The sequence below is a fragment of the Pseudomonas sp. BNK-44-b genome (genome assembly GCF_047456245.1).
Classification (GTDB): domain Bacteria; phylum Pseudomonadota; class Gammaproteobacteria; order Pseudomonadales; family Pseudomonadaceae; genus Aquipseudomonas; species Aquipseudomonas machongensis.
On record NZ_CP179908.1, the window covers coordinates 4079769 to 4097359 of the forward strand.

At 63.2% G+C, this 17591-nt stretch carries 15 protein-coding genes; 6 read left to right on the forward strand and 9 right to left on the reverse strand.

Annotation, left to right across the window (positions count from 1 at the left end; all coding sequences use genetic code 11):
- Positions 1-67 precede the first annotated feature (67 nt).
- Together ACMGGG_RS18735 and ACMGGG_RS18740 are read left to right on the forward strand one after the other, a co-directional pair.
- Complete coding sequence (locus ACMGGG_RS18735) at positions 68-421, forward strand: MGMT family protein (protein ID WP_414154202.1); 354 nt, start codon at positions 68-70, stop codon at positions 419-421.
- Positions 422-464: 43 nt separating this feature from the next.
- The gene (locus tag ACMGGG_RS18740; protein WP_054893837.1) at positions 465-2012 is read left to right on the forward strand and encodes an AmpG family muropeptide MFS transporter; all 1548 of its coding nucleotides are present in this window, start codon (positions 465-467) and stop codon (positions 2010-2012) included.
- A gap of 135 nt (positions 2013-2147) precedes the next feature.
- Here the strand turns inward: ACMGGG_RS18740 and ACMGGG_RS18745 are convergent, their stop codons facing one another.
- The 3 genes from ACMGGG_RS18745 to ACMGGG_RS18755 all read right to left on the reverse strand — a co-directional run bounded on the left by ACMGGG_RS18745 (position 2148) and on the right by ACMGGG_RS18755 (position 4959).
- Positions 2148-3392 carry an MFS transporter gene (locus ACMGGG_RS18745; RefSeq protein ID WP_063546000.1) on the reverse strand — a complete coding sequence of 415 codons (1245 nt, stop codon included), beginning with the start codon at positions 3390-3392 and terminating at the stop codon, positions 2148-2150.
- Between the two features lie 125 nt (positions 3393-3517).
- Positions 3518-4360, reverse strand: a complete 843-nt coding sequence (locus ACMGGG_RS18750; RefSeq protein ID WP_054894024.1) for a mechanosensitive ion channel family protein — start codon at positions 4358-4360, stop codon at positions 3518-3520.
- A gap of 113 nt (positions 4361-4473) precedes the next feature.
- Positions 4474-4959: a YajQ family cyclic di-GMP-binding protein gene (locus tag ACMGGG_RS18755; protein ID WP_054894023.1), complete on the reverse strand. Its 486-nt coding sequence runs from the start codon at positions 4957-4959 to the stop codon at positions 4474-4476.
- A gap of 101 nt (positions 4960-5060) precedes the next feature.
- Between ACMGGG_RS18755 and ACMGGG_RS18760 the strand changes: the two genes are divergently transcribed.
- The 3 genes from ACMGGG_RS18760 to ACMGGG_RS18770 are packed head-to-tail and all read left to right on the forward strand — an operon-like array spanning position 5061 to position 8613.
- Positions 5061-5978, forward strand: coding sequence for a putative 2-dehydropantoate 2-reductase (locus ACMGGG_RS18760; RefSeq protein ID WP_414154203.1), 918 nt, complete (start codon positions 5061-5063; stop codon positions 5976-5978).
- Positions 5979-6014: 36 nt separating this feature from the next.
- Complete coding sequence (locus tag ACMGGG_RS18765; protein ID WP_054894021.1) at positions 6015-8045, forward strand: ATP-binding protein; 2031 nt, start codon at positions 6015-6017, stop codon at positions 8043-8045.
- Between the two features lies 1 nt (position 8046).
- Positions 8047-8613 (forward strand): cob(I)yrinic acid a,c-diamide adenosyltransferase, encoded by a 567-nt coding sequence (locus ACMGGG_RS18770; protein WP_063546002.1) that lies wholly within the window; start codon positions 8047-8049, stop codon positions 8611-8613.
- Positions 8614-8648: 35 nt separating this feature from the next.
- Here ACMGGG_RS18770 and ACMGGG_RS18775 read toward each other — a convergent pair whose 3' ends face one another.
- The 4 genes from ACMGGG_RS18775 to secA all read right to left on the reverse strand — a co-directional run bounded on the left by ACMGGG_RS18775 (position 8649) and on the right by secA (position 14445).
- On the reverse strand, positions 8649-9593 hold the full coding sequence (locus ACMGGG_RS18775; RefSeq protein ID WP_414154204.1) for a Nudix family hydrolase: 945 nt from the start codon (positions 9591-9593) through the stop codon (positions 8649-8651).
- Entirely contained in the window at positions 9590-10222 is a 633-nt protein-coding gene (locus ACMGGG_RS18780) for a glutathione S-transferase family protein (RefSeq protein ID WP_054894018.1), read from the reverse strand. Before ACMGGG_RS18780 ends, ACMGGG_RS18775 begins: the two co-directional genes overlap by 4 nt.
- A 106-nt stretch (positions 10223-10328) precedes the next feature.
- Positions 10329-11546, reverse strand: coding sequence for a bifunctional glutamate N-acetyltransferase/amino-acid acetyltransferase ArgJ (argJ, locus tag ACMGGG_RS18785; protein ID WP_112899082.1), 1218 nt, complete (start codon positions 11544-11546; stop codon positions 10329-10331).
- Between the two features lie 163 nt (positions 11547-11709).
- A complete protein-coding gene (gene secA / locus ACMGGG_RS18790; RefSeq protein ID WP_063546006.1) occupies positions 11710-14445 on the reverse strand; it encodes a preprotein translocase subunit SecA in 2736 nt (911 codons plus the stop codon).
- Positions 14446-14795: 350 nt separating this feature from the next.
- On the opposite strand from secA, the gene ACMGGG_RS18795 reads away from it, so the two are divergent.
- Positions 14796-15251, forward strand: a complete 456-nt coding sequence (locus ACMGGG_RS18795) for a DUF721 domain-containing protein (protein WP_063546007.1) — start codon at positions 14796-14798, stop codon at positions 15249-15251.
- Between the two features lie 107 nt (positions 15252-15358).
- On the opposite strand, the gene lpxC is transcribed toward ACMGGG_RS18795, so the two are convergent.
- Both lpxC and ftsZ read right to left on the reverse strand, forming a co-directional pair.
- Entirely contained in the window at positions 15359-16270 is a 912-nt protein-coding gene (gene lpxC, locus ACMGGG_RS18800; protein ID WP_054894014.1) for a UDP-3-O-acyl-N-acetylglucosamine deacetylase, read from the reverse strand.
- 112 nt (positions 16271-16382) lie between these two features.
- Complete coding sequence (gene ftsZ / locus ACMGGG_RS18805; protein WP_054894013.1) at positions 16383-17579, reverse strand: cell division protein FtsZ; 1197 nt, start codon at positions 17577-17579, stop codon at positions 16383-16385.
- Positions 17580-17591: the final 12 nt, after the last annotated feature.

Genomic DNA, 17591 nt, shown 5'->3' on the forward strand with positions numbered 1-17591 from the left:
CTACGAGTTCAATTCTCATTTCCGCCAATCTTTCATCTTGTTTCACCTTCAGGTCAGGAATTGACTGATGTCTGATCAATCGATTCCGCATCCGGACGATTCCGAAGCCCGACGAATGGCACTGTATTCGGTGCTCGGCCAAGTGCCGGCTGGCAAGGTGATCAGTTACGGCCAATTGGCGGAACTGGCCGGCCTTGGCCGCGCTGCACGCTGGGTCGGGCGCACCCTCGGGCAACTGCCGTCTGACACACGCCTGCCGTGGCACCGGGTGCTCGGGGCCGGTGGCCGCCTGAGCCTCGCGTTGGGTACGCCGTCGGGCGACGAACAACGCGCCAGGCTGCGCGCAGAGGGCGTGAATGTGACCAATAATCGAGTGGATATGTCGCGCCATGGCTGGCGCCCAATGGAGCACAGCGGTTAGAGTGCGCGCTTTGTTTTCGCAAACTTGAGGCAGATGTTGGCCCATGCCCCGTAAAACCTGGCGCGCTGCGCTCGCTGCCTATGCCAGCCCGTCGACCTTGGTGCTGTTGTTGCTCGGTTTCGCCGCCGGCCTGCCCTACATGCTGGTGTTTTCAACGCTTTCGGTGTGGCTGCGCGAAGCCGGTGTCGCCCGCGAGACCATCGGCTATGCCAGCCTGATCGGTCTGGCCTACGCGTTCAAATGGGTCTGGTCGCCGCTGCTCGACCAATGGCGCCTGCCGCTGCTCGGCGGCATGGGACGGCGTCGCTCGTGGCTGCTGCTGTCGCAGGTGCTGGTCGTCGTAGGGCTCATGGGCATGGGCCTGTGCGATCCGCAGAAACACCTGTCCTGGCTGATCGCCCTGGCGGTGCTGGTGGCCTTCGCCTCGGCCACCCAGGACATCGCCGTCGACGCCTACCGCCTGGAAATCGCCGATGACCAGCGCCAGGCTGCCCTCGCCGCCAGCTACATGGCTGGCTATCGGGTCGCGGCACTACTGGCCACCGCTGGCGCGCTGTTCTTCGCCGAATGGTTCGGCTCCACCGGTTTCAGCTACCTGCACAAAGCCTGGACCGGCACCTACGTGCTGTTCGGCATCCTCATGCTGCCGGCGCTGTTCACCACACTGGTGATGCGTGAGCCCCCCGTGCCGCTGCGCACGCAGCTGTCGGCGGCGCGCTACGGGTTGATGCATCAGCTGGTGTCGGTGTTCGTGCTGATCATCCTGCTGGTGTCGGTGCCCGCCAGCTTCACCCAGATGTTCAACACCGACTGGGCCAGCGTGGTGTTTGGCGACTCGACCATGCTCGACCTGCTGCTCGAAGACCGCGCCTTCCTGCGCCTGATCCTCTATGCACTGCTGACCTGGGCCTGCCTGTCTTCCATGGGCCGCCGCGGCCTGGCGCCGGTACTCACGCCGGTCAACGACTTCATCGTCCGCTACCGCTGGCAGGCCTTGCTGTTGCTGGGGCTGATCGCCACGTACCGGATGTCGGACACCGTGATGGGCGTCATGGCCAACGTGTTCTACATCGACATGGGCTTCACCAAGGACCAGATCGCCAGCGTCAGCAAGATCTTCGGCCTGATCATGACCCTGGTCGGTGCCGGTGTCGGCGGGCTGCTGATCGTGCGCTTCGGCATCCTGCCGATCCTGTTCATCGGCGGCGTGGCGTCGGCAGGTACCAACATCCTGTTCGTGATGCTGGCCGACATGGGGCCGAACCTGGAAATGCTGGTGGTGACCATCTCGCTGGACAACTTCAGCTCCGGCATGGCGACCTCGGCGTTCGTTGCCTACCTGTCTAGCCTGACCAACCTGAAGTTCTCGGCCACCCAGTACGCGCTGCTGAGCTCGATCATGCTCTTGCTGCCGCGGCTGATCGGCGGCTATTCAGGGGTAATGGTCGAGAAGTTCGGCTATCACAACTTCTTCATGATCACCGCCCTGCTGGGCGTGCCCACGCTGATCCTGATCGCGCTGCACTGGCGCCAGGAAGTAGGACGCGGCAAGCAGGCGCAGGCGGAAAACTCGGTGACCGAGCAGCCCTGACAGTCACCTCATCCTTTTCGCGGGCAAGCCCGCTCCCACAGGTACACCACTGCTCTTGAAACCCATGGTGTACTTGTGGGAGCGTCGGTTCGGCGCCCCGACTTGCCCGCGAAAAGGACGACGCCGTTTTCAAGCCTACTGAACGACAGCCCCTTCCCCAGGCCGACCGCCCACCACGAACCACAACGGCCACAGCGCCAGCGCCCCGGCGATCCCAGCACCCAAGGCAAAGTGCAACAAGCTCGCCCCTGCACCCAGCATCGCCAACACCGCGCCCCCCAGCCCCAGCAAGGCGATGGTGATCATCCCCAGCATCGCCGACACCAGCCCCTTGCTCTGCTCGCTGGAGAACAGCGTCATGCGGTACAGCACCGCGTTGGCCACACCCAACCCCAGTGCATAGAGCGACATGCCAGCGACCACACTGGTCACCGTCGGCCACAACCAGGTCGCCAGCACCATCAGGCACAACCCGGCCAGGTACGGCCACAGGGCACCGCGCACCAGCGCAGGCAGCGGATAACGATCCGCAATACGATTGATGATGAGGTTGCCGAGGATCAGTCCACCGAACACCGGTAACTGCCACAGCGCGTATTCCAGGGTGCTAAGCCCCTCGTCATGGATCAGCAGGACCGGCGACAGGCCGATCCAGCCGATCAGCGGCAAGCCCACCAAACCCAACGCCGCGCTGCCAGCCACAAAACGACGGTTGCCCAGCAACTGCGCGTAACCGGCCAGCAAGGGCAACAGGTGGATGGGTGTGAAGGCCAGGCGCGAGCCATCACGGCGCTCGACCCCGAGCGTTTCAGGCATCAGGCGATACAGCAGCCCCCAGCACAGCACCGCGCCCACCGCGAAGGCGACGAACAGCCAGCGCCAGTCGAGCCACTGCAGCATCAACGTCCCCACCAGCGGCCCGAGCAACGGCGAGAGCAGCGCAATGTTGGCCAGCAGCGCCATCATCCGCACCGCGTCAGCCTCGCTGAACGCCTCGTTGAGCGCCGGATAGCTCACCGTCACCACGAAGCCCAGGCCAATGCCCTGCAGCAGGCGCAGCAGATTGAACAGGCCGATATCGTGCACCCAGAAGGTCGCAAGGCATGCCGCACCAAAGAAGGCGCAGCCGGTCAGCAGCAGTGGACGGCGGCCATAGCGGTCGGCCAGCGGGCCGATCAGCCACTGCAGTACTACGCCGCCAAGCAGGTAGAGGTTCAGGGCGTGGGGAATGAATTCAGGGCTGGCCTTGAGATCGTCGACCACCACCGGCATGGCAGGCATGACGGCATCGCTGGCCAGGTAGGTCAGCAGTTCGAACAGGGCAAGGGTCAGGCCGAACAACAGGGCCCGCAGAGGAGTGATATACAACAATGGTTTCATGATGGCGTTTCGGGTGCAGACAGAAGGGGTCAGGCTATATGCCAGAAATCACCGGCTTTGGCTGTGAACAAGTGTAAGGCGCAAAAAACAAGGGCCCCTGCAGGGGCCCCGTTGTACAGCGTGGGTTACTGCGCGGCAGTCTCCTGCACCACGCGAATCACCCGCTGCGGGAAGGGAATGTCGATCCCCTCGGCCTTCAGGCGATCGCGCGCCTGCTCGTTGAGCATGAACATCACGTCCCAGTAGTCGGCAGTCTTGGTCCACAGGCGCAGCGACACGGTGATCGAACTGTCACCAAGCGTGGCAACCACCGCCTGAGGCGCTGGGTCGGGCAGCACCCGAGGGTCCTGCGCCAGCTCCAGCAGCACGTTGCGCGCCTTCTGCAGGTCGGCCTCGTAGTCCACACCCACGTCGAACACGACCTTGCGCGTCGGCTGGCGGTTGGTGTTGACGATGATGCCGTTGGACAAGGTGCCGTTAGGCAGAATGACCGTCTTGTTATCACCGCTACGCAGCACGGTGTGGAAGATCTGGATGCTGTCGACGGTCCCGCTCACACCCTGGGCCTCGATCCAGTCGCCGATGCGGAACGGGCGGAACAGCAGGATCAGCACGCCACCGGCAAAGTTTGCCAGGCTGCCCTGCAAGGCCAGGCCGATGGCCAGCACGGCACCACCCATGGCAGCGACGAACGAGGTGGTTTCGATGCCGATCATCGACGCCACGCTGATCGCCAGCATCACCTTGAGCACGATGTTGGACAGCGTGCGGATGAAACCCTGCAACGCCGGGTCAGCTACCCGCAGGCCGACGAGCCTGGCCAATCGATCACTGATCTTGTTGGTGATCCACCAGCCGATCGCCAGGGTCAGCAGCGCCAGCAACAAACGACTGCCGTACGCCATGATCAAGGGAATCCAAGTCTCGGACTGGCGTACCAGTTGATCGACTTCAGCGTTCAAATCCATGTTCATCTCCTGATGTCGAACGACACGTGCACAGTAAAGCAGACCGCCGGACATTCAGCGGTCGCAGGAAGCGATGGACATTGGTGTGCCATCAAGGTTCCTGCCCCGCAGAATCAGTCGCGGAAGTTGTTGAACTGCAGCGGCATGTCGAATTCCTTGGCGCGCAGGGCAGCGATGGCTTCCTGCAGGTCGTCGCGCTTCTTGCCGGTGACCCGTACCTGCTCGCCCTGGATGGCGGCCTGGACCTTGAGCTTGGCATCCTTGATGTGGGCGACGATCTTCTTCGCCAGCTCCTTGTCGATGCCCTCGCGGAACTTGGCTTCCTGTTTCATTTCCTTGCCGGAAGCATAGGGATCCTTGGTTTCCAGGCACTTGACGTCGATCTTGCGCTTGACCAGCGCCAGGCGCAGGATTTCGATCATCGCCTCGAGCTGGAATTCGGCTTCGGCAGTGAGCATCACGGTCTGCTCCTTGTCTTTGAACTCGAAGCTGCCCTTGCCCTTGAGGTCGTAGCGGCGATCGAGCTCCTTGATGGCGTTTTCGACCGCGTTCTGCACTTCGTGCTTGTCCAGTTCCGATACCACGTCGAACGAAGGCATGGTTGTTCTCCATAAAATAAAAGCGCGCTCGGCTTGAAGATGGAGCGCGTCGGGTTTGATGGTTAAAATGCGGGCTCATTATAACGGGTTGCGAAACGCAGATGAGCAGCACCTGGCATATTCTCGGCGCCGGCAGCCTCGGCAGCCTCTGGGCCTGCCGCCTGGCACGGGCGGGCAAGGCCGTGCGCCTGGTGCTGCGCGACGAACAGCGCCTGGCAGCTTATGAAGCCGAAGGCGGCCTGACCCTGATCGAACAGCACCAGACAACACAATTCGCCATTCCGGCACAGACCTGCGAGGGCGAAGGCCCTATCCACCGCCTGCTGCTGGCGTGCAAGGCCTACGACGCCGCGCCTGCCATCGCGCGCCTGGCGCCGCGGCTGGCCGAAGGTGCTGAGCTGGTCCTGCTGCAGAACGGCCTCGGCAGCCAGGATGAAGTGGCCGAGCAGGCTCCCCACGCCCGCTGTATCTTCGCCTCCAGCACCGAAGGTGCGTTCCGCGAGCGCGACTGGCAGGTGCGGTTCGCTGGCCAGGGCTTCAATTGGCTGGGCGATCCGGGCAACCCTGGCGTCCCCGAATGGTTCGACGATCTGAGCGAGGCCGGCATCCCGGCCGAGTGGTCGCTGGACATACTCACCCGCCTGTGGCGCAAGCTTGCACTCAATTGCGCGATCAACCCGCTGACGGTGCTTTACGACTGCCAGAATGGCGGGCTGCTTGGTCACCTGCCTGAAGTCGACGAACTGTGCCTGGAACTGAGCACCCTCCTGCGCAGTGCCGGGCAAGCGCAAGCGGCCGAAAACCTGGCCGAAGACGTCCAGCGGGTGATCGTGGCGACCGCGGCCAACTACTCTTCGATGTACCAGGACGTGCGCGCAGGCCGACGTACCGAGCTGCACTACCTGCTTGGCCATGCCTGCAACGTTGCCGCCCGGCATGGCCTGGCGACACCTGGCCTGGAACACCTGCGCCAACGCCTGGTCGATAACCTGCAGGCACGCAACCTGCCCAGCGACTGACGCTGCCCACCCACCGACACGGACATCACTTCGCCCATGACCCTGCGCCAACGCCTGGAAAACCTTCCGGTCGGGCAAAAACTGCTGGCCGCCCTGCTGGTGCTGCTGGTCACCATCCTGCTGGTGGCCAACCTGGCCTTCATCAGCGCCGCCTACTGGATCACCCAGGAAAGCATGGCTCCCCAGGCGCTACAGACCATCGGCCGGTTGGTCGCCAATCCACAGCTTTCCGCGCGCGCCAGCGACAGCCCAGAAGCCGCCAGCGCCTTGCTCAAGGAGCTCGACAGCTATTCACCCCTGCGCGCCGCCGCCGTGTATGCCAGCGACGGGCGCCTGCTGGCCCAACTGCAACATGGCCAGCCACTGAGCATGCCCAAGCGCTACCGCAACATCGACGGCTGGCGCCTCACCGAGTTTCGCAGCACCCAGCTGATCGCCCTGCCCCGTCCAGGCAGCCCGCCCGCGCACCTGCTGCTGGTGGCCAGCAGCGAATTGCCGGTTGCGTTCTATACCGGCACCCTGTCTGCCAGCCTGGCGATCCTGGTGTTCAGCATTCTGCTGTGGCTGATCATCGCCCGGCAGATCAAGCGCCTCATCACCCAGCCGATCAACAGCCTCGAGGAGCTCTCGCGCCAGGTGACCCGCGAGGAGAGCTACGCCCTGCGTGCGCAACGGGGCAACGACGACGAAATCGGCAGCCTTGCCGAAGCGTTCAACACCATGCTGTCGCGTATCGAAGCGCGCGAAGACCAGCTCAAGCGTGCCCGCGACGAATTCCAGTCGGCTTTCGACCAGGCCCAGGGCCTGGCCGAGGAAACCCGCCACACCAACCGCAAGCTGGAACTGGAAGTTCAGGTGCGCAGCAAGATCGAGAAAAAGCTGACAGGCTTCCAGAACTACCTGAACAGCATCATCGACTCCATGCCTTCGGCACTGATCGCCCTCGACGAGCAGCTCTACGTCACGCAATGGAACCAGGAAGCCACCGCGCTTTCCGGGACGCCGCTGGACGAGGCGCTGAACCAGCCGATCTTCATCGCTTTCGAGCCACTCAAGCCATTCCTGCCACAGCTCAAGGAGACGGTGGAAAAACACCGGGTAGCGAAGGTCGAGCGGGTCACCTGGCCCAAGGACGACGAGCCACGCCACTACGCGCTCACGTTCTATCCGCTGACCGGCGGCGGCGGGCGTGGGGTGGTGATCCGCATCGACGACATCACCCAGCGCCTGTCGCTGGAAGAAATGATGGTGCAATCGGAAAAGATGCTCTCGGTCGGCGGCCTGGCCGCAGGCATGGCCCACGAGATCAACAACCCGCTGGGCGCGATCCTGCACAACGTGCAGAACATTCGTCGACGCCTGTCGCCGGAACTGCCGCGCAATCAGGAGCAGGCCGACGAGCTGGGCATCGACCTGGCCAGCATCAACCGCTACCTGGAGGGCCGCGAAGTGCCGCAATTGCTCGACGGCATCCAGCAGGCCGGCGCGCGGGCCGCGAAGATCGTCACCCACATGCTCAGCTTCAGCCGCCGCAGCAACCGCCAACTGGCGCCTTGCAACCTGCCCGCCTTGATCGACCAGGCGGTGGAGATCGCCGGCAACGACTTCGACCTGACGGAGGGCTTCGACTTCAAGGGACAGGCCATCGTCCGTCAGTTCGACCCCGAGCTCGGCCCCGTGCCCTGCACCGCCAACGAACTGGAACAAGTGCTGCTCAACCTGCTGAAGAACGCCGCCCAGGCCATCCATCAGCGCCCGGCGCCCAGCGAACCGGGGCGCATCACCCTGCGCACCCGCCTCAACCCGCCATGGGCCGAAATCCAGGTGGAAGATAACGGCATCGGCATGCCCGAGTCGGTGCGCAAGCGCACCTTCGAGCCGTTCTTCACCACCAAGGAGATCGGTCAGGGCACCGGTCTGGGCCTTTCGGTCTCGTACTTCATCATCACCAACAACCACAAAGGGCAGATGGAGGTGCACTCCACCCCAGGCCAAGGCACCTGCTTCACCCTGCGCCTGCCCTTGAGCCAGCTGGGGGCCATGCCCCCGGCCAAGACGGAGGCATGACATGGGCTATCGCCTGTCGAAGATCTACACCCGCACCGGCGACAAGGGCGAGACCGGCCTTGGCGACGGTCGCCGCGTCCCCAAGGACCATCCGCGCATCGAGGCCATCGGCGAGGTGGACATGCTCAACAGCCAGCTGGGCGTGCTGCTCGCCGGGCTGGCCGAGCAAGGCCTGGATGAGCTGAGCGAGGTGTTGGCGCCTTGTCAGCATCGTCTGTTCGACCTCGGCGGCGAACTGGCGATGCCCAGTTACCAGGCGCTGGACCAGGCGGAAGTGCAGCGCCTGGAAGCGGTCATCGATAGGTGGAACGAGGAGTTGGGGCCATTGAAGAACTTCATTCTGCCCAGCGGCTCGGCGCTGGTGGCCCAGGCCCATGTGTGTCGCGCCCAGGCGCGGGGGGCGGAGCGGCGCTGCCAGCAGTTGAATGCCGTCGAGCCGCTTGAGGGGGTGGGGTTGGCCTATATCAACCGGTTGTCGGACCTGCTGTTTGTCGCAGCGCGGATCATCGGCCGACGCCAGGGAGTGGCCGAGGTGCTGTGGCAGCCTGCCGAGAAGCCGCAAGGCTGAGACCATCGGGGCCGCAAAGCGGCCCCGGCTGCGACTCAGGCTTGAGGCCAGAACGCCCGAATCCCGGCAACACCTTGAGCACCCGCCTCCCGGGCCCGCTCACGCTCACCCGGCCCGACCCCGCCCAGCAGGAACACTGGCTGGTTGAAGCCTGCAATCAAGCGCTGTGCCTCCTCCCAACCCATCGGCGTGGCCTCGGGGTGGGTCTGGGTAGGCTGCACTGGCGACAGAGTGACAAAGTCCACTCCCATCTGCCGTGCCAGCTCGAGCTCCTCGGCGCTATGGCAGGACGCCGCCAGCCAGCGATTCTGCGGGAAAGGTCGCCCCTTGGCAGCGTACTTGCGCAATTGCGCCGCCGTCAGGTGCCAACCTGCAGACGGGAAGTCGCCCAGCCACTCCAGTGGTCCCTTGAGCATCAGAAGAGCCTTGCCGGCACAGAGCCCGACCGCATCCACCGCCACATCGCGGTACTTGGGGTCGTACATGTCTGGCGCGCGCAACTGGATCAGCCTGATGCCGGAGGCCACCGCCTTCTGGATACCGCGCAGCAACGCCGGGGTATCGAGCCCATCCGGGGTGATCAGGTACTGGTCCGGCAGGCGCGTGGCCGCCACGATCGGTTTATTGGCCTCGGGAAATGCATACTGGTCCAGGTCTCGCGGAGCAACCCACGCCAATGGCTGGCCCTCGGCGCCATGGGGCTCGCCGGTGAAAGCCGACACCTCGCGCACGTCCAGCAGCACCTGCTTGTCCGGGTAGTCATGGCTGACCTTGATCAGCGGCCGAGAGGCGCTGACGACGATACCCAGCTCCTCGTGCAGCTCACGGGCCAGTGCGGCCTCGACGCCCTCGCCCTCTTCCACCTTGCCGCCGGGAAATTCCCACAGGCCGCCCTGGTGCTGAGTATCGGCGCGGCGCGCGATGAGGATGCGCCCGTCGACGCCGCGAATGACGGCTGCAACTACATGGATCCGTTTCACCCGTTACACTCCATCAAGCCCGCCTTCTGCCAGGCCTGGAAGGCCTGCCAGTTGTAGATCGTTTCGATGTACGCCGCCGCCTGCGCGGGCACTTGCACACGGTAGGTACGCAAACGCACCGCCACCGGGGCGAAGAAAGCATCGGCCAGCGTAGGCCGTCCGAACAGGAACGGGCCGCCGTCCTTGGCCATCAGGCGGCACTCGCCCCACAAGGCGACGATGCGGTCGATATCGACCTGCACTTCGAGCGGCACGCTATCCAACGCCTGATCGCGCGACAGATCGAACGGCATCGCACCGCGCAAGGCAAAGAAACCACTGTGCATCTGCGCACACGCCGAGCGCGCCTGGGCACGCGCAGCGACCTCCACCGGCCAGAGTTGCGCCTCGGGGTGCTGTTCGTTGAGGTATTCGGCGATGGCCAAGGAGTCGGCGATCACGCCGTGCTCGGTCTTGAGCAGCGGCACCTTGCCGGTGGCCGAGAATTCGAGAATGCGCTTGCGGGTATCAGGCTGGTTGAGCTTGATCAGTGTCTCGTCATAACCGACGCCTGCCAGCTCAAGGGCCAGGGCGCCGCGCAGCGACCAGGAAGAATACAGCTTGTCGCCGATGATCAGGTGATAGCTCATGGTTCGGCTCCATTGCTCTTTGGATTCAGGGCTGCTGCGCAGCCCATCGCGACACAAGGCCGCTCCACAGGTCCCCTTCGAGCCTGTGGCAGCGGCCTTGGGTGGATCAGGTACGGTATTCGGCGTTGATCTTCACGTACTCGTGGGACAGATCAGTGGTCCAGATGGTTTCGCTGCACTGGCCGCGACCCAGTTCGATACGAATGGTGATCTCTTCCTGGGCCATCACCGCCGAACCTTGCTCTTCGGTGTAGCTCGGGCTGCGACCGCCCTTGCTGGCGATGCACACGCTGTCCAGGTACACATCGATCAGGCTGACGTCCAGTTCCGGCACGCCTGCGCGGCCGACGGCAGCCAGAATGCGGCCCCAGTTGGGGTCGGAGGCGAACAGTGCAGTCTTGATCAGCGGCGAATGAGCGACGGCATAGCCGACATCCAGGCACTCCTGATGATTCCCGCCGCCATTGACCTGCACGGTCACGAACTTGGTCGCACCTTCGCCATCACGGACGATGGCCTGGGCCACTTCCATGCACACGTCGAACACGGCCTTCTTCAGCGCTTCGAACAGCGCGCCACTCGCCTCGGTTACCTCCGGCAGGTTGGCCTTGCCGGTGGCGATCAGCATGCAGCAATCGTTGGTCGAGGTGTCGCCATCGATGGTGATGCGGTTGAACGACTTGTTGGCACCATCGAGCATCAGGTCCTTGAGCACAGTCGGGGCGACCTTGGCGTCGGTGGCGATGTAGCCGAGCATGGTGGCCATGTTCGGGCGGATCATGCCTGCACCTTTGCTGATCCCGGTGACCGTGACGGTGACGCCGTCGTGCTGGAACTGACGGCTGGCACCCTTGGGCAGGGTGTCGGTGGTCATGATGCCAGTAGCGGCTTCGGCCCAGTTGTTTTCCGAAAGGTTGTCCAGCGCAGCCTGCAGCGCGCCTTCGATCTTCTCGACCGGCAGCGGCTCGCCGATCACCCCGGTGGAGAATGGCAGCACGGACTCGGCAGGCACGCCGGTCAGCTCGGCCAGCTTGGCGCAGGTGCGCTCGGCGGCGGCCAGGCCCGGCGCACCGGTACCGGCGTTGGCGTTACCGGTGTTGGTCAGCAGGTAGCGCACAGTGCCCTGCACGCGCTGCTTGGAGAGGATCACGGGAGCGGCGCAGAAGGCGTTGAGGGTGAACACGCCGGCAACGCTGGAGCCTTCGGCGCAGCGCATCACCACCACGTCCTTGCGCCCAGGGCGCTTGATGCCCGCCGAAGCGATGCCGAGTTCGAAACCGGGAACCGGGTGCAGGGTAGGCAGGGGACCGAGACCGACAGCCATTGGAGCGCTCCTAGAAAATGAATGAGTTGCGAAAAGCGGGGCCGCTTTGCGCCCCATCGCGGCACAAGGCCGCTCCTACAGGTTCTGTGCGATGCCTGTGGGAGCGGCCTTGTGCCGCGATGGGCCGCCAAGCGGCCCTGTAGATGTCAGGTGACGGATCGAATCACTCGATCTGACCATGGCAATGCTTGAACTTCTTGCCCGAACCACACCAGCACGGCTCGTTGCGGCCCAGCTTCTGTTCGTTGCGAACGGGCGCAGAGGCTACAGCCACTTCGGCGCCCTCCTCGCTCAGTTGCTCGCCTTCCAGACCTGGGGCTGCAGCGTGCTGGAACTGCATGCGGCTGGCCAGTGCCTCGGCCTCGCGGCGCAGGCGGGCTTCTTCTTCGGCAGGGTCTTCGCGGCGAACCTGGACGTGCGAGAGCACACGGATGGTGTCGCGCTTGATCGACTCGAGCAGCTCCTGGAACAGGGTGAACGACTCGCGCTTGTACTCCTGCTTCGGGTTCTTCTGGGCGTAGCCGCGCAGGTGGATACCGTGACGCAGGTGATCCATGGTCGACAGGTGGTCTTTCCACAGGTCGTCCACCACGCGCAGCAGAATCTGCTTCTCGAAGGTGCGCAGGGCGTCGATGCCGGCCTGGTCTTCCTTCTCGGTGTATGCGGTGGTGATCTCGTTCAGCAGCTTCTCGCGCAGGGTCTCCTCGTAGAGGTGATCGTCCTCGTCGAGCCACTGCTGGATCGGCAGCTTCATGGCGAAGTCGCTGGACAGCGCGGCCTCAAGGCCCGCCACGTCCCACTGCTCGGGCAGCGACTGCGGCGGAATGTGCTGGCTGATGGTGGCGTCGAGCACTTCCTTGCGGAACTCGGCGATGGTGTCGCCGATGTTCTCGGCAGCCAGCAGGCTGTTGCGCATGTGGTAGATCACCTTGCGCTGCTCGTTGGCCACGTCGTCGTATTCGAGCAGCTGCTTGCGGATGTCGAAGTTGCGACCTTCGACCTTGCGCTGCGCTTTTTCGATGGCGTTGGTGACCATGCGGTGCTCGATGGCTTCGCCGGACTGCATGCCCAGCGCCTTCATGAAGTTCTTCACCCGGTCGGAGGCGAAGATACGCATCAGGCTGTCTTCCAGCGACAGGTAGAAGCGGCTCGAACCGGCATCGCCCTGACGGCCGGCACGGCCACGCAGCTGGTTGTCGATACGACGCGACTCGTGACGCTCGGAGGCGATCACGTGCAGGCCACCGGCTTCCAGCACCTGCTGGTGGCGCTTCTGCCAGTCTGCCTTGATCTGCGCGATCTGCTCGCTGGTCGGATTCTCCAGAGCAGCGACTTCGGCTTCCCAGTTACCGCCCAGCAGGATGTCGGTACCACGACCGGCCATGTTGGTGGCGATGGTCAGGGCGCCCGGCGCACCGGCCTGGGCGATGATCTCGGCTTCCTTCTCGTGGTACTTGGCGTTCAGGACCTTGTGGTCGATGCCTTCCTTCTGCAGAAGGTTGGACATGTGCTCGGAGGTCTCGATGGTCGCGGTACCCACCAGGACAGGACGGCCCTTGGCCATGCTTTCCTTGATGTCGGCGATGATCGCCGCGTACTTCTCGTCGGCGGTGAGGTAGACCAGGTCGTTGAAGTCCTTCCGTGCCAGCGGCTTGTTCGGCGGAATGACCATCACGTTGAGGTTGTAGATCTGGGCGAACTCGAACGCTTCGGTGTCGGCAGTACCGGTCATGCCGGACAGCTTGGTGTAGAGACGGAAGTAGTTCTGGAAGGTGGTCGAAGCCAGGGTCTGGCTCTCTGCCTGGATGTTCAGGTTTTCCTTCGCCTCGATGGCCTGGTGCAGGCCTTCGGACAGGCGGCGGCCCGGCATGGTACGGCCGGTGTGTTCATCGATCAGCAGGATCTGGCCGTCCTGGACGATGTACTCGACGTTGCGGTGGAACAGCTTGTGCGCACGCAGGCCCGCGTAGACATGGGTGAGCAGGCCCAGGTTGTGGGCCGAGTAGAGGCTCTCGCCTTCGGCCAGCAGGCCGGACTGGGTGAGCATCTCCTCGATGAACTGGTGACCGGCCTCGTTGAGCTCGACCTGGCGGCTCTTCTCGTCGATGGTGAAGTGACCCTCTTGAGTCACCTGGCCTTCGACTTCTTCGATGTGCTGCTTCAGGCGCGGGATCAGGCGGTTGATCTCGATGTACAGCTTGGAGCTGTCTTCGGCCTGACCGGAGATGATCAGCGGGGTACGCGCTTCGTCGATGAGGATGGAGTCGACTTCGTCGATCACGGCGAAGTTCAGCTCACGCTGGAACTTCTCGTCCTGGCTGAACGCCATGTTGTCGCGCAGGTAGTCGAAACCGAATTCGTTGTTGGTGCCGTAGGTGATGTCGGCAGCATAGGCGGCGCGCTTTTCTTCCGGCGGCTGGAAGGCCGAGACGATGCCCACCTTGAGGCCGAGGAATTCATACAGCGGACGCATCCAGTTGGCGTCACGGCGAGCCAGGTAGTCGTTGACCGTGACCACATGCACGCCCTTGCCGGACAGCGCATTCAGGTAGACCGCCAGGGTACCGACCAAGGTCTTGCCTTCACCGGTACGCATTTCTGCGATCATGCCCTCGTGCAGGGTCATGCCACCGATCAGCTGGACATCGAAGTGGCGCATGCCCATGACACGCTTGCCGGCCTCACGGGCCACGGCGAAGGCTTCGGGCAACAACTGGTCGAGGGTTTCGCCTTTGGCCAGGCGCTCTTTGAACTCTGCGGTCTTGCCACGCAGTTGCTCGTCGGAGAGGGCCACCATCTTCTCTTCGAAGGCATTGACGGTGCTCACCGTCTTGAGCATGCGCTTGATTTCACGCTCGTTCTTGCTTCCAAAAAGTTTTTTTAACAAAGGCGCAAACATATCGGCAGGATCTTCCACACTTAGGGATGGAGGGCGGCCCCGTGAGTCGCCCGTGCAGCCCTTGGGCCGCATGCGAACGAGCATTCTACCCGGAAACGTTGGTGAGGAAAGTGGTGGATTTCCACGATGCTGGCACAGCGCTTTAAACGGGGCCTCTCTAACATAGGGACATTTTCCTCAAGTTCAAGGCGGCCAGACATGAAACGTGTTTGGCCTCCTCGCGGACAGGCCTGCGCCCACACCCTCTGCACCGCCCTCAGGATCGGTACTGCCGGCAAAGCGTCCGGCACAGGCAACGGCCCCGGTGGCATCTGTTAGACTGCCAATCTTGTAACCTCATGCGTACTCCGATGGCCTACAAACCCCCTTCTGCCCAGCCACCCGCCGCCTTGCTGCGCCAGGCCAGGCCGCTGCGCCTGCTGCTCAACCAGGCCGAGCGCCTCGAGCACCTGCAGCGTTTGCTGGAAAGCCAGTTGCAGCCCGCTGCCCGGGCACACTGTCATGTGGCCTCATGGCGCGATGGCTGTCTGCTCCTGGTGGTGACGGACGGCCATTGGGCAACGCGTCTGCGCTACCAGCAGAAGCGCCTGCTGACAACGCTGCGAGCCATGGAAGCCTTCGCCAACCTGCAGCGCATCAAGTTCCAGGTGCAACCACCAGTTGGCGCACCCGCGCGCCCGACACACACCACCGAGTTGTCGCAACAAGCGGCACAAAGCCTGCGCGAGACGGCGCAAGGCATTGATGACGAAAAACTGCGGGCCGCGCTGGAACGGCTTGCAGCACACGCCCACGACAAGACCTGAAGTTCCCGGCGTTATCTGCGAAGGCCTCAAACACCGCTCGGCCATGGGCGCGCCAATAAAAAAAGGCCACCCGAAGGTGGCCTCAATGAACTAGAGAGTGTTCGAACTTACACGGCCGCAACAGGGCGCATGTAGGAGATCGGTGCCGTACTGGCATCTTCGAAAGTAACCACTTCCCAGGCGTCCGTTTCTGCGATCAGCTTGCGCAGCAACTGGTTGTTCAGCGCGTGTCCGGACTTGTAGCCCTTGAACTCGCCGATCAGGCTGTTGCCCAGCAGATAGAGGTCGCCAATGGCGTCGAGGATCTTGTGCTTGACGAATTCGTCATCGGAGCGAAGTCCGTCTTCGTTGAGCACACCGGTCTCGTCGACCACGATGGCGTTCTCGACACTGCCACCCAACGCAAGGTTGTGCTTGCGCAGGTACTCGATGTCACGCATGAAACCGAAGGTGCGTGCTCGGCTGACTTCCTTCACGAACGACGTGCTGGAGAAATCAACCACTGCACTCTGGGTCTGGCCCTTGAGGACCGGGTGATCGAAGTCGATCTCGAAGCTCACCTTGAACCCGTCGAAAGGCAGGAAGGTGGCGCGCTTGTCGCCCTCCTCCACGCTGACTTCGCGCAGGATACGGATGAACTTTTTAGCGGCGTCCTGTTCTTCCAGGCCGGCGGACTGAATCAGGAATACAAAGGGACCGGCGCTGCCATCCATGATCGGCACTTCCGAGGCGGAGAGCTCGACGTAGGCGTTATCGATGCCCAGGCCCGCCATGGCGGAGAGCAGGTGCTCGACCGTATCGACCTTGACGTCACCGTTGACCAGCGTCGTCGACATGGTTGTCTCGCCGACGTTGGCCGCACGCGCCGGGATTTCGACCACAGGGTCGAGGTCAGCGCGGCGGAAAACGATGCCGGTATCCACGGGTGCTGGCTTGAGAGTCAGGTAGACCTTCTCTCCGGAATGCAGGCCGACACCTGTGGCACGAATGGTATTCTTCAGGGTGCGTTGTCTAATCATGGCATTGGCCGCTTTAGCGCTAATTGCGAATTGGTATCAACAAAGGCTGAGAATGATAGCAGACCCGGCCTTTGCTGAACACCAATCACCCTTATACCCCTGATAAATTCCATCAATCGGCCTGGCGACGCAGGAAGGCCGGGATGTCAAGGTAGTCCAGATCGTCCTGTGGGTTGAGTTTGGCCGCAGCCGCAGCGCCTGCGTGTGCCTGGTTGCGCATCACGGTCGGACGCTCCAGGTCACGGTAGTTCACCGCCGACTGCTCCTGGCGAACCGGAGCCGGGTTGGAGGACTCGTACACCTGCTGCGCGGTCTGCAGCGTGTTGTCGACGACCTTGACCGGCTTCTCGATGCGCGCACCCAGGCCAGTAGCGACCACGGTGACGTGCAGCTCGTCGCGCATGTCAGGATCGATCACGGTGCCGACCTTGACCATCGCGTGGTCGGAGGCGAAGGCCTCGATGATGCTACCCACGTCGGAGTACTCACCCAGCGACAGGTCAGGACCTGCGGTGATGTTCACCAGGATACCGCGGGCACCCTGCAGATTGACGTCCTCGAGCAGCGGGTTGCGAATCGCCGCCTCGGTGGCCTCACGAGCACGGTTAGGACCGCTGGCGCAGCCGGTGCCCATCATGGCCATGCCCATCTCGCCCATCACGGTGCGCACGTCGGCGAAGTCGACGTTGATCATGCCCGGACGCTTGATGATGTCGGAGATACCGCGCACGGCGCCAGCCAGCACGTCGTCGGCCTTGGCGAAGGCAGACAGCAGGCTTGCATCCTTGCCCAGGATGGTCAGCAGCTTCTCGTTGGGGATGGTAATCAGCGAGTCAACGCTTTCAGCCAGCATGCGGATGCCTTCATCGGCGATCTGCATGCGCTTGCGCCCCTCGAACGGGAACGGACGGGTCACCACCGCAACGGTGAGGATGCCCATTTCCTTCGCCACTTCGGCGATGATCGGCGCAGCACCGGTACCGGTACCGCCGCCCATGCCAGTGGTGATGAACACCATGTTGGTGCCTTGCAGCACTTCGGCGATGCGCTCACGGTCTTCCAGCGCGGCCTGACGACCGACTTCCGGATTGGCACCGGCACCCAGGCCCTTGGTCACACCGGTCCCCAGTTGCAGGATGGTGCGTGCGCCAATGTTCTTCAGCGCCTGGGCATCGGTGTTGGCGCAGATGAATTCCACACCTTCGATGCTGCTTTTGACCATGTGGTTGACGGCGTTGCCACCACCACCACCGACACCGATCACTTTGATGACCGGGCTTTGCGGGACGTTGTCTACGAGCTCGAACATTTTCCCTCTCCT

Bases quoted from the DNA above. Each gene is read 5' to 3' on its own strand.
- ACMGGG_RS18735 (WP_414154202.1), top strand. From the start codon at position 68: ATGTCTGATCAATCGATTCCGCATCCGGACGATTCCGAAGCCCGACGA.
- ACMGGG_RS18740 (WP_054893837.1), top strand. From the start codon at position 465: ATGCCCCGTAAAACCTGGCGCGCTGCGCTCGCTGCCTATGCCAGCCCG.
- ACMGGG_RS18745 (WP_063546000.1), bottom strand. From the start codon at position 3,392: ATGAAACCATTGTTGTATATCACTCCTCTGCGGGCCCTGTTGTTCGGC.
- ACMGGG_RS18750 (WP_054894024.1), bottom strand. From the start codon at position 4,360: ATGGATTTGAACGCTGAAGTCGATCAACTGGTACGCCAGTCCGAGACT.
- ACMGGG_RS18755 (WP_054894023.1), bottom strand. From the start codon at position 4,959: ATGCCTTCGTTCGACGTGGTATCGGAACTGGACAAGCACGAAGTGCAG.
- ACMGGG_RS18760 (WP_414154203.1), top strand. From the start codon at position 5,061: ATGAGCAGCACCTGGCATATTCTCGGCGCCGGCAGCCTCGGCAGCCTC.
- ACMGGG_RS18765 (WP_054894021.1), top strand. From the start codon at position 6,015: ATGACCCTGCGCCAACGCCTGGAAAACCTTCCGGTCGGGCAAAAACTG.
- ACMGGG_RS18770 (WP_063546002.1), top strand. From the start codon at position 8,047: ATGGGCTATCGCCTGTCGAAGATCTACACCCGCACCGGCGACAAGGGC.
- ACMGGG_RS18780 (WP_054894018.1), bottom strand. From the start codon at position 10,222: ATGAGCTATCACCTGATCATCGGCGACAAGCTGTATTCTTCCTGGTCG.
- argJ (WP_112899082.1), bottom strand. From the start codon at position 11,546: ATGGCTGTCGGTCTCGGTCCCCTGCCTACCCTGCACCCGGTTCCCGGT.
- secA (WP_063546006.1), bottom strand. From the start codon at position 14,445: ATGTTTGCGCCTTTGTTAAAAAAACTTTTTGGAAGCAAGAACGAGCGT.
- ACMGGG_RS18795 (WP_063546007.1), top strand. From the start codon at position 14,796: ATGGCCTACAAACCCCCTTCTGCCCAGCCACCCGCCGCCTTGCTGCGC.
- lpxC (WP_054894014.1), bottom strand. From the start codon at position 16,270: ATGATTAGACAACGCACCCTGAAGAATACCATTCGTGCCACAGGTGTC.
- ftsZ (WP_054894013.1), bottom strand. From the start codon at position 17,579: ATGTTCGAGCTCGTAGACAACGTCCCGCAAAGCCCGGTCATCAAAGTG.